This is a genomic window from Zoogloea ramigera (assembly GCF_006539865.1).
GTDB classification, from domain to species: Bacteria; Pseudomonadota; Gammaproteobacteria; order Burkholderiales; family Rhodocyclaceae; genus Zoogloea; species Zoogloea ramigera.
On record NZ_BJNV01000018.1, the window covers coordinates 1 to 16,933 of the forward strand.

Genomic DNA, 16,933 nt, shown 5'->3' on the forward strand with positions numbered 1-16,933 from the left:
TCCCCCCGCCACGCCCCCGCCACGCCCCCGCCACGCCCTCCGCTTGCGCCGGCTTGCCATGCGCATTCTTCTGTATACGTAATGAATTTACATGGGTAGCATTCGCTCCTGTTCCGGTGCTGGATAAAACCCCAGCGGAACCGTATCCCCCATCCACTTGCCTCCAGGAGCAACGCATGCCGCAAAACCTTGTATCCCTCGATCTCAGCGCCGACCAGATCGCCGCCATGGACCAGGCCATCGCCACCCTCGAAGCCCTCACCAAGCCTTTCATCACCCTCAGCGCCGACGACAAGAACAGCCTCGTCAAGATGGGCGACAAATCGGTGGCCTTCTGCCAGCAGACCGCGCTGGTGCTCTCCCAGAACAAGGACGCCCTGCCGGCAGGCTTCGACTACACCGAGATGGAGGACGACCTTGCCGCCTATGCCGCCCTCCAGGGCCGCGTGCTGCGCATCCGGGAGGTGCTGGCCAAGATGGACGACACCCAGACCGCCATCGGCAGCGACATCATGGTGGCCGCGTCCGAGGGCTATGCGCTCATGAAGCTCTTCGGCAAGGCCGAAGGGCTGAGCGAACTGCAGCAGGCCATGCGCGTCCGCCGCCCGGGCCGCCGCCGCAAGGGCGACGCGGCGGCCGGCTAAGCCGGCGGCCTCACGCAAAGGGCGGCTCACCCCGCCCTTTTTTGCTTTTTGGTCCTTGAAGATCCCGGTGGGCTTCCACTTGTTGCCGCGGAGGGATTAATAAATCCCCCTGCAGGTCCGGCTTTTTGCCTGAACGGTATTAAAAGATCCCTCCGAGCTTATTTTTTGCGCCGCTGCGGGATCTCTTCAGGCCTGGGCCGGATCTTTTTATGCTGCATCCGGATAAAAAGATCCGGCCCAGGCCTGAGATGGGACGTGGGTCGGTATTTTTAAGGGCCGGCGGGGGATTATTAACCCGGCCCTTAAACATCTACTCCCCGTTCACTCCCGGCGTGTCGAAAGGCAGCGCCAGAGCCGGGTCAATAACCGCCCTTTTGTGGGGGCGACTTCAGTCGCCCGCGGAGGCGGATCAACGGCTTGTCTGTGATTCAACGCGCGGATGGGCGACTGAAGTCGCCCCCACAGAAAATCATCTGTGAATACCGACTGCACGTTCAGACCGAACGGTGGTAAGTGAATCAAAGGGCCGGGTTAATAAAAGATCCCCTGGCGATATTTCTTGCGGCTTCGAGGGGCCGGTGGGGGCGAGCGCCAAGGCTTCGGTGGATCGAGGCTGTTTCACATGATGTCGGGTTACGCCCTGCGGGCTAACCCGACCTACGGGGCCGCGGTGAGCCCATTCAGGTAGGTCGGGTTGGCGCAGCGTAACCCGACATCATGTGACGGGACCACGCAGATCTGTGATCCCGCTCAGGTAGGTCGGGTTAGCGCAGCGTAACCCGACGTTCCCCCACTCCGCCCCTCACTGCAACATGAAGGTCTCGTACTCCAGCCTGCCCCGCAGCCCGATCGCCGGTGCATGGGCGACGCGACATTCCGTTTACATCCGGCGGTTGTTGGGGGATTATCCGCCGCGGTGGAAAAACCGAGGTTTTTGGCGGGTCGGCAGTAGCTTCTTACCCTTGTGTCACATTGTTAAAGGATATGTTTTGATCAAGCTCCTCAAAAATACAATTCTTGCGACGGCGTTTCTTGCCGTTTCCGGCGCCTACGCGGCCCCCATCCTGGAAGTGTCCTCCGACGGCAGGTTGACCGGCGCCTCGGGTGTCGAGGTGGGTGGGGCGCTGTATGACGTAGCCTTCAAGGACGGCACCTGCGCCGGCTTGTTCTCGGGTTGCGATCAGGCGGCCGATTTTCAGTTCAAGTCAAAGACGGAAGGCGAGGCTGCAAGCCTGGCGCTTGAAAATCAAGTCTTTGTGGATGGCCTCGCCGGCTTGTTCGACTCTGCGCCCCGCGCGACGCTGGGTTGTGAAAATCTGGAGCACTGTGCGATCTACACTCCGTTCGCCAAGCCGCAGTCAGCCGGTATTGTCACGGTGTCGAAGTTTACGAATGAAGCCACTGGCCAGAACTTCCCGGATCGAACCGAGACGGTGAACCTCGACATCACCGGAACAACAGCAGGCACCACGGCGTCAGTGTGGGCGGTCTGGACCCCCCACGCGAGTCTCCCCGCAACCTCCGTGCCCGAGCCCGGCACGCTGTCTGCCCTGGCAATCGGAGCCTTCGCCTTGCTGAGAACGCGTCGTCAGCGCTCCCGGGGCGCCCGGGTGTGAGTTCAACCTAGAAACGGCAGTTGACCGCTTCCAGAGATCCAAAGAGCCGCATGAGCGCCGGCTATCGTGCCTTCGCCAGCACTCACCTGGAGGGTGAGAACACTACACGCCCGCTGGCACGCCTGCACGGGCGGCTGACTTTGTCGCTCCGCCTTGCAGGCATGAGCCTGCCGCGTTGTCGCTTCGCGTCAGACTCCCGCCCAGACGCACCAGCAAGCGCGTCCAACTGCCGTTTCTAGGTTCAAGGCCAGGGCGGCCTGGCCCGTCCGCTTGCGCGGGCGAACTTGTTCGCCCGTGGAGGTGGAATGGCGAGTCCGCGCCTGTTTTGCCGGGTTGGGGCTGGCGAGCTGGCCGGCCCCGGGCACTTGACGCTCAGCGCCCCGCCGGGCAGCTGCCCAAGTTCAGGGCGCTGTCGGGGTCGCAGGGCAGCACCGCCTCGAGGGCGCCCAGGCGGCTGTGCACCGGGCCCCGGCAGGCGAATGTTTTCTCCTGGCCGCTGGCCGTGAGCACGCGCACCCCGGCGCTGCGCTGCCTGCCCTCGGTGTAGTCGAAGACGGCGTAATCGGCGTCGTCGTTGCGAAAGCTCACCTCGGTCCGGTCGACCCCGGCCCGGAAGTAATGGGCGTAGCGGAAGTCGGGCCGGCCCGCGGCGGGGTAGGCCAGCGCGATCTGGCCGGGGCGGCCGAAGCGGTATTGCAGGCCATGCTCCGCCCCCTCGCAGAGGGCGATCCAGGCGCCGCTGGCGCTGCGGCATGAGAACCAGGCGGTTTCGGCTGTGGTGCACAGGCCTTCCTGGCGGCTTGCCCCGCCGGCGGCTGCCGGGCCCGCCAGCGCCAGCCCGATCAGTGCCGCAAGCAGGGCGCACCGCGGGGCTGCTTGCGGGAGGCGGTTCATGGCAAGCCCTTCCCGCTGCCGGGCTGGGCAGGCTTGGCGGCCTTTTCAGCCTCGCTCAAGAAGCGCCGGTGGGCGGCCTCGAGCTTGGTGTCGTAGCTGTTCTTGCGATAGCCCGGCCCGTTGTAGGCGGCTGCAAACGCCGCCCAGTCATGCTTGCGAAGGGCCGCCAGCATGCGCTTGTTGTTCTTGACGAAGCGGGTGAAGGCCATCAGGTGCTCGGCTTCCGAGCGCGCCATGGCGAGCACGAAGGCCTCGACCGAGGCAAACCCGGCGGCCTTGAAGTTGTCGCCCATGATCTGAAAGCGCCCCCACGAGGCCGCCCGCAAGGCGGCCTCCGGGGCCAGCCGGTAGGCTTCCTCCAGCTTTGCGTATTGCGCCGAGAACTTGCCGTAGCCCCCGGCCCGCGCGTTGGAGATCCGCGGGTGCGTCGCCGCGTGGCGGCCGTCCGTGCGGCGGTGAAAATAGTGGCGTTCGAACAGGATGCGCGGGCGGCCGGATTCGTCGAAGGCCTCGCCGCTGGTTTCCACCTCGGCCACGGCCTGGATCGCCGGCACATCCACCCCCAGCTCCTCAGCCGCCGCGGCGTAATCGTCGTCGCTCAAACCGCGGGCGGGGTTGCGGCACTCCTTGAACAGAAACTCCAGATCGATGTGCGCTGGTACAGCCTGCCACCAGCAGGCAGCGTAGGGCACGACATTGGCGTCGACGCCGCCGGGCATGGGCATCAGCACCCGCGGCGAGGTGCCGTCGTCGAGGGGAAAGATCAGCCAGGAGGCCCGGAGATAGTTGGGAATTCGGTAACTGGTCATCTCTCTCTTCACCTCCGCGCCGTGAAACCCCCGCTGCCCGTTGCCGGCATCGCGCCCGCCCCGGCTCCGCTTCGATGCTCCATCCGAAAGGCCACAAAAGCAAGGCCGCCGCGGCCGGTATCTCCACCTGCTGCGGCCTTGGGGAGACGTCGGGTTAGCGCAGCGTAACCCGACCCACCGCTGTGCGGGGTTCGTGGAAGCGCCGTTGCCGTGTTCGATCACATGATGTCGGGTTACGCCCTGCGGGCTAACCCGACCTACGGGGCCGCGGTGAGCCCATTCAGGTAGGTCGGGTTGGCGCAGCGTAACCCGACATCATGTGACGGGACCACGCAGATCTGTGATCCCGCTCAGGTAGGTCGGGTTAGCGCAGCGTAACCCGACGTTCCCCCACTCCGCCCCTCATTGCAGCATGAAGGTCTCGTACTCCAGCCTGCCGAGCCGCCGGTCCAGAAAGTACAGCCCGCACACCAGCGCCAGCAGCACCGCGGCGGCGTAGCCGTAGCCGTAGTAGATGGCGCCGAGCTTGAGGGTGAGCAGGGTGAAGCCGAGGTTGGCGACGCAGAACAGCGCGGTGAGGCCGAGGATGAGGCGGCGGCGATCGAGGTAGAAGAAGATGTTGAGCAGCGCCAGGAAGCCCACCTGCAGGCTGGCGCCCAGGGTTTGGATGTAGAACAGCGGCAGGTAGAGGCTGGAGATGCCGAGCGCCTCGAGCGCGGCAGGGCCGAGGACGACCGCGACGATGAGGGCGAGGGCCTGGATCTTGGCGATCTCGGCGAGGCCCTGGCGCACGGAGTACACCATCTCGTCGCGCATGTCCTCGATGTATTCCAGCGAGCCGCCGGTGCGCACGGCCTCGAAGAAGGCGTCGTAGTACTCGACGAAGTCGGTCTCGATGCGCACTAAAAACACCGCCATGCCGGGCAGGATGCACAGGTAGGCCATGAACACCGGCAGGTCGTAGATGACCGAGGCGCGCAGCGGGCCGATGATGCTCTCTGATGTCGGCGGGTAGAGCCAGAAGACGAACTTGTCCATCCACACGCCCAGGTTATAGAGCACGCCGATGATCATCAGGCTGGGGTAGCGGGTTTTCTTGTCGAAGAAGCCGAAGCTGATGGCCTCCTCGCTCGGGTAGCCGGCGGCGACGATCACCCACATGCCCACGAAGAGCACGAGGTGCCCCACCACGAAGCCGAACATCAGCCCGTTGAGGCCCCACGGCCGGGCCAGCAGCGCGGCGGCCACGGTGAGGCCGTAGCCGAGGGCGTACATCATGAGGATCTGCTTGTAGCGCTTGAGGCCCGACAGCAGGATGGTGACGATCCAGATGCCGCACAGCAGCACGAAGGCCGCCAGCATGAGCACCCGGTAGGCCAGGTCGTAGCCGGGGAAGGCCACGAAGGCGAGCACCACGCCGAGGGCGCCGCACACGCTGATGACCGCCAGCAGGAGGCCGTTGAGGCTACTCAGCACGATGTCGTCGCGCTTCTCGAAGAGCCGGTCGGAGATGTAGCGGGTGAAGGCCAGCTGCACCACGCCGGTGACGATCAGCGAGCTGGCGATGAGCCAGGTCACCGACACCTGGAACTGGGTGATGAGGATGGGCGGCACCACCACCGCCGCCGACAAGAAGCCGATCAGCAGCATGCCGACGATGGACAGCACCCACGGCCCGGAGCCGATCACCCCGGCGTAGGCGTAGGCCTGGACGAGGCCGAGGAGGCTGTCCTTGCGCAGCAGCTTGCGCAGCTCGAAGCCGATGCCGGCCATTATGCGGGCCCTCCGCCGGCGGGCAGGCCGAGGGCCTTGTCGTACACCTGCTGGTAGGCTCCGAACATCATCGCGTCGGAGTAGTAGCGTTCGACCCGGGCGATGCCGGCGGCGCGGGCGGCGCGCCAGGCATCAACGTTGCCGAGCAGCTCGACGGCGGCGTCGGCCAGCGCTGCCGGGTCGGCGATGCCCACCACGCGGCCGGCGGCGCCGAGGGCCTCGTCGTCGGGCCCGAAGCCGTAGATGAGCTGGCGGCACGAGCCCACGTCGGTGGAGATGGAAGGCACGCCCGCAGCGTAGCCCTCGAGCACCACCAGCGGCAGGGCTTCGGAGATCGACGACAGGATCAGCGCGCCCACCTTGGGCAAGATCTCGTCGATGCGCTGGAAGCCCAAGAATTTAACCTTGTCGGTGAGGCCGAGGCTCTCGGTGAGGTTGCGGCATTCCTCGGCGTAGCCGGGGTCTTCATCCTCGGGGCCGGCGATCCAGCCTTCGGCCTCGGGCATCAGGTTCACCACCCGGCGCATGGCGCGGATGAAGGTCTTGATGTCCTTGATCGGCACCACCCGGCCGATCAGGCACAGCACCGGCGGCGGGCTGGCGGGCTGCAGCTCGCGCAGGGGCGACAGGCGCGCCAGTGAGATGCCGTTGGGGATGCAGAAGGTGCGTTCGGCCAGCGCGCCGTCGGCCACCTGGCGCTGGCGGTTGGCTTCGTAGAGGGCAATGATCGGGTCGGCGGCGTCGTAGGTGAGGCGGCCCAGCCATTCGAAAAAGCGGATCCACATCTGCCGGAAATACGAGAGGTCTGCCGGGTCTTTCTGGAAGACGTTGCGGTTGTCGCGGATCCACTCGTTCTGGTAGAGATCGATCTTGCGCTCCTTGGTGTAGATGCCGTGCTCGGAGAGCACCAGCGGGATGCCCCGGGAGCGGGCGATCAGCGCGCCCAGGAAGCCGGCGTAGCCCGTCGAGATGCTGTGCACCGCCTTCACCGGGATCAGCTGGTGGGCCACCTTGCCGAGCAGCCACAGGGGCTGGTGCATGATGCGCACCGTCCAGAAGTAATCCACGAAGCTCGGGTCGGTGCAGTAGTGGCGGTAGCGTTCGGCGATCATCTCCCACGATGCCTCCGAGTGCAGGAAGTCGTCCACCGTCAGCCGGCCGCCGGGCTGCAGCTCGCGGGCGATGCGGGCGAAGGCCTCGAGCCCGCCCGGGTTGCCCTTGAAGCCGTCGTGGAGCTTGGCCACGTCGGCGTAGGCCTGGGTGTCGCCCTTGCGCGGGGTGGGTTTGGCGTGGGGCTCGACCTTGACGATGTCGTCGTGCAGGAAGTGGGTTTCGACGTGCACCACGTTGGCCGGGATGGCGTACTTGGGGGCGCCGTAGTCGGAGCGCCGGCTGCCCAGAAACACGATGGCGAAACGGATGTTGGGGAAGGCCCGGATGATCTGGTTCACCCAGCTCGACACGCCCCCCGAGACGTAGGGGAAGGTGCCTTCCAGCAGCAGGGCCACGTCGGCGCTGGTGGCCTTGGGGAAGTCGTCGGTGCTCATGGGGTGGTGCTCGCTTGTCTGCTGTCGCGGGCCTTGCGGCTCCACAGGTGAACCACCGGCTGCAGGCGCGACAGGCCCTGCCAGTTGTCGAGGTGTTCGATGATCTCGCGCACTTCGTCGAAGTCGCGGCGCAAAAAGGCCAGCTCGGCCCGGTAGGGTTCGACCCGCGGCGCCGGCAGGCCCAGCACGCGGGCGCCCCGGTAGGCGGCCTCGGCCTCGTCGTAACGGCCCATGTGGTGCAGCAGGCGGCCGAACTGCAGGGCCACGCCGGCGTTGGTGGGCTCGGCGGCCATCACTTCGCTCATGTACTTGAAGCCCTCGTGGGCGGCGTGCTCCATCAGGTCGCCCTGCACCAGGCCCTGGTAGATCAGCTCCCAGTACAGGCCGGCCAGGCGCCGGGCGGCGAGCAGGCGCTCGGCGGCATTTTCGGCGGCGGCGTACTGGCCGCGCTCGGCGTGGATGGCGGCGTTGATCTTTTTCTCGCGGGTGTCGAGCATGCCGTAGGCGAGCAGGCGCAGGTCTTCGGTGGCGTCGTTGAGGAGCTCCCGCAGCATGGGGTTGGACACCGCGCTGGGGGCGTTGCCCAGCGCCACCACCGCACGCAGGCGCTGGGCCACCGGGGCGCGGTCGTTCTTGAGGAACTGGCGCACGCCGGCCTGGCGGAAGCTGGTGACGTCCTGCTTCTCGTGGGGGTCGAGGGCGGGCAGCGGCACGGCCCGAAAATCCAGCGTGCCGCGTCGCCGCGGCAGCAGCGGCAGCGCGAAGATGGCCAGGATCACTCCGCAGAAGCCGAAGATCGGGATGAAGAAGCTGACGCTCCAGATCAGCCCCAGCACCGCCAGCCGCGGGGTGGCGAGGCGCCGCGGCAGCAGCGACCAGACGAGGAGCGCCAGCAGCGCGCTGGCCCCGCCGTGGCTGGTGAGGTAGAGCAGCAGCGCGGCGTCGCTGGTCTCGCCGGTGGCGAGCTGGACCCAGGCGCCGGTCTCAAGCGCGAGGGCGCTCAGTCCGAGTTTCGGCTGGAACATGACATTGCTGGAGCAGGGTCTGGAGGAGCTGGGCGGGCGGCAGCTGATCGAGCAGCACCACCCGGGTGGTGACGCCGGCCTCTTCGAGGGTGGCGCCGCGGTTCTGGGAGATCCACCCTTCGACGCGGTTGGCGTAGCCCTGGGCGGCGCTCTCGCCGGCCAGCGGCATCAGGGTGAGCAGCACCCGGCCGTGGGCCGACTCGCAGGCCCACACCGAATCGAGGGCGCGTTGCAGGCGCTCGATCTGCAGGGCCAGGTCGTCGAAGCCGGGCTGGCTGCGGAACTCGAGGGCGACCAGGGCGCTGCGCACCCCCGAGGTCTGGCGGATGTGCCACACCCGCATCAGCTCGAAGGCGAAGGCCGGCGGGCAGGCCGGCACCGCGCGCAGGATGGGCTCGGCAATGCGCGCCGCGTTGAGGCTGTCGGCGTAGTAGCCGAGCAGCAGGTTGAGCATCTGCAGGGTTTCTTCGTGGAGCGCGAAGAAGGGCATGCGCTCGACCACCAGCAGGGCCTGCAGGGTGCCGACGGCGTCTTTCAGCGGCACCACCACCAGGTAGCGCGAGCGGCCGCGCTGCTCGAGCTCGTCGAGGGCCACGTGGGAGAGCTCCTGGCGCTCAAGGGCGAAGGTGATCAGCGGGTCGGTGGTGTTGAGCTCGAAGGGCGTGCCGAGGGTGTGGTCGGCGGCGCGGCGGATGTTGCTGCCCTCCATGCGATAGACCGCCGCGCATTCGATCTGGCAGTACTGGGACAACAGCCGCAAGAGCTCGCCGGCGGCCGGCAGCGCGGCCGCGTCGGCCACCATGCCGTGGCTGGTGATGCGGCGCAGGTTGAGCAGCGCGTCGCGCATCGACACGGGGCGCGAGATGAGGTCCTGCTCGAGGCGGTCGTGGGAGAGGCGCAGCAGGTAGTGCTGGTGGGTGAGGTGGTCGAGGCGCTGGGCGATGTAGCGCTGCATGGTCTCGGCGCGGCGCACCCGGTTGCTCCACAGCGAGCCGAACTCGCCGCAGATCATCACCAGCACCAGCGCGCCGAGGAACTCATCTTGCGGCATCGTAGGGCCGATCAGGCCCTGCCGGGCCAGCCCGAACCAGCCGGCCAGCACCACCAGCGCCGCCAGGATGCCCGCCAGCGCGCCGTAGCGCAGGGCCACCACCACCGGGCCGAGGACGACCCACGGGAAGGGGCCGTGGGTGAAGAAGGGGTCGGCCGGGTTGACCCACACGCACAGCGCCAGCACCAGCAGCGGCACCGCCAGCACCTCGGCGATGGCGGCCGCGGCGGGGGCGCCGGCGGGGGTGAGGTAGGGCAGGATTTTCATGGTGTCACTTTACGGGCGGACGGCCGGCTCCAGCAGCGACTTGAGGAGCCTCTGGGCCACCGCCGACAGCGCGTCGCGGCTCCAGCCGCTCTTGGCGCCGACGCCGCTCCACACGGTGCGGCCCGTGGAGACATCCACCACCGACAGGGCCACGCCCACCGCCGGCTCGCCATCCACGCCCACCTTGTAGCGCCACTCGTCCACGGTGCCGGTGACGGCGTAGCGGGCGTTCTGGCCGCGGGCCCATTCGAGGGCCTTGTCGGCGTCTTTCGGGGCGCCGGTCTCGAAGAGGTTGTCGCTGGCGAGCTGGGCCGGGTAGCGCTGCACGTCGGCCACGCCGAGGGTGCGCAGCAGGCCTTCGCTGATGGCTTCGGCGCGCTGGCCGGCGAAGGGCGTCTCGGTGGCGTTGGCGAAGGGCAGCACCACCCAGCGGGCGCCAGCCTCGAGCTTGGGGGCGGGGGCGCGGTCGACCACCGCGCAGGCCGACAGCAGCACGGCGAGGGCGGGGGCGATGAGCTTGATGAGGGGCTTGGCGGGCAGGCGGGTCATGGTGTCGGCCTCGTGGGGGTCAGAAGAGGTAGCGGTAATGCAGCGCGAACTGGCGGGTCTTGGCATAGGTGCCGGTGCCGCCTTTGTCTTCGCGCAGCAGGGCGGAGAAGTGGTCGTTGCCCAGCACGCTGCCGGCCAGGCCCAGGCTGTAGTCGTAGCCGGCGCCGACCACGCTGTTGTGGAGCAGGCCCACCGACCCGAAGGGCCGCAGCGCCCGGGTGTAGTCGGTTATGTGGCGTGTGTTGGTGCTGAGGCGCAGGCCATACAGCTTGAAGCTGGACGGAGCCAGCGCCGCGGCGTCCACCGGCGTGGTGGCGAACAGGCGCTGCTTGATCTCGACGGCGCGCGGGTCGGTGGTGTCGACGCCGCCCTCGAAAGCATAGCTGCTGGCGAAGGCGCTGCCGATGAGGTCCGACAGCTCGCTGCGGAAGGCGTGGGCGTATTCGAGCTGGGTCTGGCGGGCGCGGCCGATGGGCAGGCCGTTCTGGGCGCTGTAGCGGTAGTCGTCGAAGCGCAGGTTGAGCTGGTCGCGCCCGCTTAGCCGCAGCGTGAGGCCGAGGCCCGCTTGCTGGCGCAGGCCGGCGACGCGCAGGGCGGCGTTCTCGGTGGCGGGCTGGTCGATGCCGAGGGTGGCGGTGACGCTGAGCTGGCGGTTGATGCGCTGTTCGCGCTCGACGAGGACCGGCGTGTAGCTGGCGTAGCTGTCGCGCCGGCCGATGGCGAGGCGGGTGGTGCCGTCGTCGTGCTGCCAGTCGAGGCGGGCCATGGCGAGGGCTTCGAGGCCGGGCAGGGCGCTGAAGTAGTTGCGATCGATGATCTGGCGCGACACGCGGCCGAGCTCGACGGCGAGGCGCAGCCGGGGGGCGAGGCCGATGTCGAGGCGGGCGCCGGTGAAGCTCTCGTCGATGCTGCCGAGCTGGCGCTGGGCGAGGTCGAGGTCGGCCCGGTCGGCCTGCTCGAGCATGATCTCGGTGAGCTGCAGGTGGCTGGTCTCGTCGTCGCGCTGGAGGTCCATTGCCTCGAAGGCGGCGGTGGCGGCGATGGCCGGGGTGCCGGCCAGGCGGGCCAGGTTGACGCGGTCGTAGCGGGGCAGGCGCTCGTCCCATTGTTCGAGCAGGCGGCCGGCTTCGCGGGGGTCGGCGCTGCCGAGGGCGGCTGTGGTTTCGGCCCACAGGGGGCGCGCCAGGCTCTTGCCGTACTGGTGCCACAGGAAGCCGCGCACGCCCTCGATCTGGCCCTGGTCGATGAACCACGCCAGCACCAGCTCGCGGGCTGCCGGGCTGAAGGGGGCGTCGGCCGGGCGGTCGAGGCGGAGGATCTCGCGCAGCACCGCGTGGGACGGGTCGCCCGGGTTCTGGCTGCGGGCGAGGCGCAGGCGGGCCGCGCGGCGAGCCTGGTCGAGCTGTGCGGCGGTGGGCTCGGCGTCGGCCGGGCGCTCGCGGCGGGCTTGCTGGAGCAGGGCTTCGCGCAGGCGCCAGGCGCGGTCGGTGTCGCCGTTTTGCTCGAGGGCGTCGGCGTAGCCGAGCATCCATAAGAAATCGCCGCGGTGCTCGCGCAGGCGCGGCGTGTAGTAGCGGTCGAGGGCGCGCTGGGGCCGCGAGAGGGCCTGCCAGGCGGCGGCCAGGGCGTCGTGGAGGGCTTCGTCTTCGGCCCAGGCGTCTTCGTGGCGGGCCAGCAGGTTGCGCAGGGTGGGGGCGTCGTTGCCGTCGATGAGCATCCACAGCAGGGCTTCGCGCACGCCTTCGGCGCGGGGCTGGAGGGCGAGGGCCTGCTGGTAGTCGGCGCGGGCGGCGGCGCGGCGGCCGGCGAGCTGGTGGTGGCGGCCGCGCTGGGCGAGGAAGCGGGCGTCCTGCTCGGCGTCGCGGCGCTGGGCGGGGGTGAGCTGGCCCAGCACGCGGGCGATGTCGGCCTCGCGGCCGGCCTCGGCGTAGAGGTCGAGCACGCGCTTGAGCTGGGCGGTCTGGCCGAAGCGTTGCCAGGCGCGCTCGGCCACCGGGCCGGCGGCGGCGGGGTCGGCCTCGCGGACGAGCTCGAGATAGCGGGTGAATTCGGTTTCGGTGACGTCGTCGAAGTCGGCCACCCGGCGGTAGCTATCTTGCGCGGCGGGCTTGTCTTCGATGAAGGCGGCGAGGTCGGCGTGGAGCCGCCAGAAGGCCTTGTCGCCAGGGGCGGTGTGGGGTTTTGCCCGTTCGAGGGCGGCGAAGGCCTCGCGGCCGCGGCCTTCGCGCATCAGGAGGGCGACGACCCGTTCGGCCCGGCGCGGGTCGGGGCCGAGGCGGGCTTCGAGGCGGCCGAGGGTGGCGATGGCGAGGTCGATCTCGCCAGCCCGTTCGGCGAGCTGTTCGAGGGCTTCGAGCACTTCGGCGGGGGCCTTGTCGCCGGCGCGGGCCTGCAGGAAGGCGAGGGCCTCCTGGACGCGGCCGAGGCGCTCGTAGGTGGCGACGACGGCAGCGAGGCGGGTTGGGTCGGGGGTTTGGCGGCGGGCGTCCCATTCGAGGGCGGCGACCAGGGCCTCGTCGTCGGTGAGGCCGGGGGCGAGGCGCAGCACGGCTTCCCAGGCATCGCGGCGGCCGTCGCGGCGGGCCAGCACGAGCCATTGGTCGAGGGCCACGCGGGGCTGGCCGTGCCATTCGGCGACCTTGGCGAGGCGTTCGCGCCAGGCCAGGTCGTCGGGGCGCTGGCGCACGGCAGACTCGGCCACCCGGTAGGCGTCGGCGAGGTTGCGGTTGCCGAGGAAGGCGTCGTAGGCGAGGCTGTAGATGCGCTCGTCGAAGGCCAGGCCCGGGGCGCCGGCGGGGGCGGTTGCGGCGGTGGGGCGGAGGCTGACGTCGAGGCCGGCCTGGGCGAGCTGCCAGCGCTGTAGCTGGTCGCGCAGCGAGAGGCGGATCATGCGGCGGGCGAGGCGGTCGGCGACGTCGGGGCGGCCGCAGGCGCGGGCCAGCACGACCACCGCGTAGAGGGTCTCGGTGTCGTCGGCGAGGTCGTCGAGTTCGCGCTCGGCGGTGGTGACGGCCTCGTCGAGGAGGTTGCCGGCCTGCAGGGTGTGCAGCGCTGCGAGGTAGTGGCTGCGCCGGGCCTGGAGACTGGTGGCGCGCTTGCGGGCCACCAGGTAGAGCTCGGCGGCGCCGCGGTAGTCGCCGGCTTCGAGCAGGGTGCGGGCGGATTCGGCATACCAGCCGGCGTCGAAGCGGGTGCCCGGGCGCCGGGCCAGGGCCTTGATGGTCTGGCTGCCGAGGGCGCGCTCGCCGAGGGTGAAGGCGTCGGCGGCGATGCGCACCTGCATGTCCTCGGGCCAGGTTTCGGCGGCGAGCTCATGGAGGCGCCGCAGCATGGCCTTGTGGAGGGCCGGGCGGAGCGGGGAGCCGTCAGGGAGGCGCGACCAGGCCTCGCGGTAGCTGAGCCAGTCGCGCCAGTGGGAGTCGGCCCGCAGCTGCGGGTCGGGGCTGTCGAGGAGGGGGCGCAGGGTGGCGCGGGCGGCGTCGGTCTCGTTGCGGGCGAGCTGCTGGCGGGCCAGGGCGAAGCGCAGGGCCGGGTCGTCCGGGTCGGTGCGCAGCAGGTTGGCGAGATAGGCGACGGTGAGCAGGTCACCGCGCCGGGATTCGATGGCGCGGCGCTCGAGGGTCGGGTTGGGCACCATCAGGACGAAGACGACCGCCACCACGACCGTGAACAGGGTCAGGCCGCGGGGGGCAAGAACGCGCGGGCGCGCGCTATTGCCGAGGGCATCGAAGATCGAAGTCCGCTGCCGCATGGGAGGTTCGGTAGTGGGTGAGGCGCTTGTCGCTGCCGGTGGGTGCCAGGGGGCTGCCGGCCATGCTGAGGGTGCAGCCGGCCACGTTGGCGAGGTCGAATTCGAGGGGCGCGTGCCCGGCCAGGCGGAAGCGTATGGCGCCGCCGCTGCGCGCCCAGCCGGCCAGCCGGGCGTTGGCCGAGGCGAGCATGGGCAGCGCCGGGGGCGTGGGGGTGAGCCGGAGTTCGGCGGTGCTGCCGGCCAGGTGCAGGTAGTAGCCCTCTTCGCCCTTCAGCCAGCCGGCCACGCCGTTGCCGGTGGTGAGGTTGGGCAGGCCGAGCTGGGGCGGCACGCGCAGGGTGCGCAGGTGGGTGGCGTTACGCACCAGGATGGCGTCGCGGTCGATCGGGCGGGCTAGCACCAGGGTGTTGAAGTTGTTGGCTTTTTCGACGAACTCGGACGGAAACACCGGGTGGATCGGCTGGGCCAGCGCCCACGAGTACACCTTGTGGAGGGCGTTGAGCGAGGCCCGCTTGGTGGCCGAGTAGGTGTGGTAGTAGATGTCGATGGGCTTGATCCGGCGCGGCGAGCCGGTGAAGCGAAAGGTTTCGATGACCCTCTCGAAGCCGTAGAAGGGCCCGGTCCACAGGTTGGTGAACACGTTCTCGTTCATGATCGGCGCGTAGGCCTGGAAGTGCTCGCCCAGGCGGATGCCCAGCGGCCCCACCGCGGTGAGGCTGGGGTAGGTGCGGGAGGCGATGGTGTTGCCGCCGTTCATGGTGAGCAGGCCGGCGCCTTCGGCGATCGCTAGCGCCCGCAGGGTGGGGGCGGCGTTGCCCGACCACAGCAGCAGGCGCACCGGCTTGCCGGCCGGGGCCAGGCGCTGGCGGATGTACTCGGTGGAGCCGATGATCTCGCGCTCGAGGTTGGGGGTGTAGCCCGGCGGGGCCAGGGTGTAGCCTTGGGCGGCGGTGCTGGGGCGGCCCTTGTCGACCTCGGCCCAGAAGAAGGGGTGGGTGTAGGTGTGGGTGGCGATCTCGACGTTGGGGAGCGCAAAGATGCGCCGCGCCGCCGCCTCCATGGCGGGGGCTTCGCGGGGGTAGAGGCCGTGGGGGGCGACCTCGGCCTCGATCACCGACATGGCGTGGGGCAGCGTGTAGCGGGTGAGCACCTCGGTGAGCAGCACCTCGGCGCCCAGCGGCAGGCCGGGCAGCTCGGCGCGGGACGGAAAACCGTCGCCGTCGATGTGGGCGAAGAACAGGCGCCGGCCGGTTTCGGTGGTGGTGTCGGGGGCCGGCAGCGGCGGCAGCGCCAGGGCTGCCTGCAGGAAGGCGAAGGGGTCGGTGACCCAGCGGGATTGCTCAATGCCGCCGGGCATCTCGACCACCGCGTAGCGGCTGGGCAGAAGACCGCCCCAGGGGGTGATGAGCACCGGGTCGAAGCGCTGGCCGGCGCTGTCCTTGAGGCTGAGCCAGGGGCTGAAGCCTTCGCCTTCGCCGGCAAGGGGGGTGACCGGCGGGCCGGGGATCGCTTCGAGCTCGAAACCCACCGCCGGGCTGCGGTGGATGATCTGCACGCTGCCCCGCGCCGCCGGCTGCACCTTCAGTCCGGTGGTTTCGGCGAGCCCGGGGGTGCGCAGGTGGCCGAGGTCGCCGAACATGCCGATCCGCAGGCCCTCGTCGATGCGTGTGGCGAGCCAGGGGGCGAGCCGCAGCCGGGTGGCCGGCTGCAGCTCGCCGCCGAACCAGGTGACGATGGCGGCGTAGCGGCCGTCCACGGTGGCGGGGAGCGGGCTGTTCACGTCGACGTAATCCACCACATAGCCCAGGTGGTTGAGGGGCATTTCGAGGAAGCGGTGGGCGTTGGCGTAGTTGAGCTGGGGCGCTTCGCGGCCGTCGTGGAGGACCATCACCCGCCGCGGGATGACCTCGACGCTGCCGACGCCAAGGGTGGCCAGGGCGCCGTCGGCGACCCACGGGATGAAACCGTCGGCCTTGATGCGGCGGGCGGTCTCGCGGGCCAGCTGGCGCTGCTGGGGCGGGACGTAGTCGATGGCGATGGCGGGCAGGCCGAACTCGTCCCGCGCCCGCTTGAGCTGGCCGCTCAGCCAGGCGCGGTCGGCTTCGGAGACTTCCTGGTAGCGGCCGGTGCCGGCGTTCCAGCCCCGGTAGAGGGACTCGGCGGCCACGGCATACACCTCGCCCCGCAGCTGGGGCAGGAACTCGAAGCCCCGGTTGAGGATCAGGCGGATGCCCGGAAAGCGTGCCCGCAGGTGACGCAGGGTGCGCACGATGCCGGCCTGCTGGGCGGCCATGTCGGCGCCGCTGGCGAGGCGGTAGGAGTCGAGGGTGTCGAGGAAGAGGCCGCGGTAGCCCTTCTCCCACAGCGGGGCGACGATGGTGTCGGCGACGAACTCGGCCCAGCCGGGGGCGGCCTGGTCGATGACTTCCGAGGCCCAGGCTGCGTTGGTTGCGATGCGCCAGCTGGCGGGCACCCGGGCGGCCCAGCTCCGGGAGGCGTGGATCTCGCCGATGCTGACGTAGGCGAAGAGTTCGCTGCCGGCGGTGTCGGGCTGGCCGTCGGGGCCGCGGTAGCTGCGCGGGTCGAAGCCGTGGTCGGGGTCGACCACCGCGATGTCGAAGGCGTGGAGTTCGGCAAGGGGGGCGTCCTTGGCATACACGAAGGCCACCGACGGCTCGGCCGCGAGGGCAGGCACCGCCGGCAGCGTCCAGGCCAGGGCGAACAGCAAAAGGGTGGTCAGCCGCCGGAGGAGATCCGGCACCGGAACAGGCACACGAGCCTCTCGCACATAGATTGATGATGGCGAATTATCGTTCGGGTGCCGGAAAACTTTAGGGCCGGATGGGGCGCAAACGAGCGCCGGGGCTGGCGGAGACGGCACAGGGCCGGCGCCGATGGCGGCGCTGCGGGCGCGGCGCAGGGGGCGTTGGAGGGCATCCGCCGCCATCCGCGTGCGCGCGGGTCAGGCCCTGCGGCGGGGCCGCCGGCCGGCGAGCCAGGCGAGGGC

The 16,933-nt window shown here is 69.7% G+C and carries 11 protein-coding genes; 2 read left to right on the plus strand and 9 right to left on the minus strand.

Translation table 11 applies throughout. The annotated features are described in order from the left end of the window. Nucleotides 1-176: 176 nt before the first annotated feature. Together ZRA01_RS07290 and ZRA01_RS07295 are read left to right on the plus strand one after the other, a co-directional pair. Nucleotides 177-644 carry a hypothetical protein gene (locus ZRA01_RS07290; RefSeq protein WP_141350792.1) on the plus strand — a complete coding sequence of 156 codons (468 nt, stop codon included), beginning with the start codon at nucleotides 177-179 and terminating at the stop codon, nucleotides 642-644. 989 nt (nucleotides 645-1,633) lie between these two features. Next, complete coding sequence (locus ZRA01_RS07295; RefSeq protein ID WP_170182916.1) at nucleotides 1,634-2,260, plus strand: PEP-CTERM sorting domain-containing protein; 627 nt, start codon at nucleotides 1,634-1,636, stop codon at nucleotides 2,258-2,260. 372 nt (nucleotides 2,261-2,632) lie between these two features. Here ZRA01_RS07295 and ZRA01_RS07300 read toward each other — a convergent pair whose 3' ends face one another. The 9 genes from ZRA01_RS07300 to ZRA01_RS07340 form a co-directional block, all read right to left on the minus strand. Further along, a complete protein-coding gene (locus tag ZRA01_RS07300) occupies nucleotides 2,633-3,154 on the minus strand; it encodes a hypothetical protein (RefSeq protein WP_141350796.1) in 522 nt (173 codons plus the stop codon). Then, nucleotides 3,151-3,963 (minus strand): N-acetylmuramidase family protein, encoded by an 813-nt coding sequence (locus ZRA01_RS07305; protein WP_218028673.1) that lies wholly within the window; start codon nucleotides 3,961-3,963, stop codon nucleotides 3,151-3,153. The genes ZRA01_RS07300 and ZRA01_RS07305 overlap by 4 nt, the downstream gene beginning before the upstream one ends. A gap of 402 nt (nucleotides 3,964-4,365) precedes the next feature. Next, nucleotides 4,366-5,736, minus strand: coding sequence for an exopolysaccharide Pel transporter PelG (gene pelG, locus ZRA01_RS07310; protein WP_141350797.1), 1,371 nt, complete (start codon nucleotides 5,734-5,736; stop codon nucleotides 4,366-4,368). Then, nucleotides 5,736-7,283, minus strand: coding sequence for a GT4 family glycosyltransferase PelF (gene pelF, locus ZRA01_RS07315; protein ID WP_141350799.1), 1,548 nt, complete (start codon nucleotides 7,281-7,283; stop codon nucleotides 5,736-5,738). The genes pelG and pelF overlap by 1 nt, the downstream gene beginning before the upstream one ends. After that, on the minus strand, nucleotides 7,280-8,308 hold the full coding sequence (locus ZRA01_RS07320) for a hypothetical protein (protein ID WP_141350801.1): 1,029 nt from the start codon (nucleotides 8,306-8,308) through the stop codon (nucleotides 7,280-7,282). The genes pelF and ZRA01_RS07320 overlap by 4 nt, the downstream gene beginning before the upstream one ends. Beyond that, complete coding sequence (locus ZRA01_RS07325) at nucleotides 8,268-9,626, minus strand: PelD GGDEF domain-containing protein (RefSeq protein WP_141350803.1); 1,359 nt, start codon at nucleotides 9,624-9,626, stop codon at nucleotides 8,268-8,270. Before ZRA01_RS07325 ends, ZRA01_RS07320 begins: the two co-directional genes overlap by 41 nt. Before the next feature lie 9 nt (nucleotides 9,627-9,635). Then, nucleotides 9,636-10,175, minus strand: a complete 540-nt coding sequence (locus ZRA01_RS07330; RefSeq protein ID WP_141350805.1) for a penicillin-binding protein activator LpoB — start codon at nucleotides 10,173-10,175, stop codon at nucleotides 9,636-9,638. Nucleotides 10,176-10,194: 19 nt separating this feature from the next. Beyond that, nucleotides 10,195-13,926 (minus strand): tetratricopeptide repeat protein, encoded by a 3,732-nt coding sequence (locus tag ZRA01_RS07335; protein ID WP_141350806.1) that lies wholly within the window; start codon nucleotides 13,924-13,926, stop codon nucleotides 10,195-10,197. Next, nucleotides 13,886-16,699 carry a bifunctional glycoside hydrolase/polysaccharide deacetylase family protein gene (locus tag ZRA01_RS07340; RefSeq protein ID WP_218028674.1) on the minus strand — a complete coding sequence of 938 codons (2,814 nt, stop codon included), beginning with the start codon at nucleotides 16,697-16,699 and terminating at the stop codon, nucleotides 13,886-13,888. The genes ZRA01_RS07335 and ZRA01_RS07340 overlap by 41 nt, the downstream gene beginning before the upstream one ends. Nucleotides 16,700-16,933 lie beyond the last annotated feature (234 nt).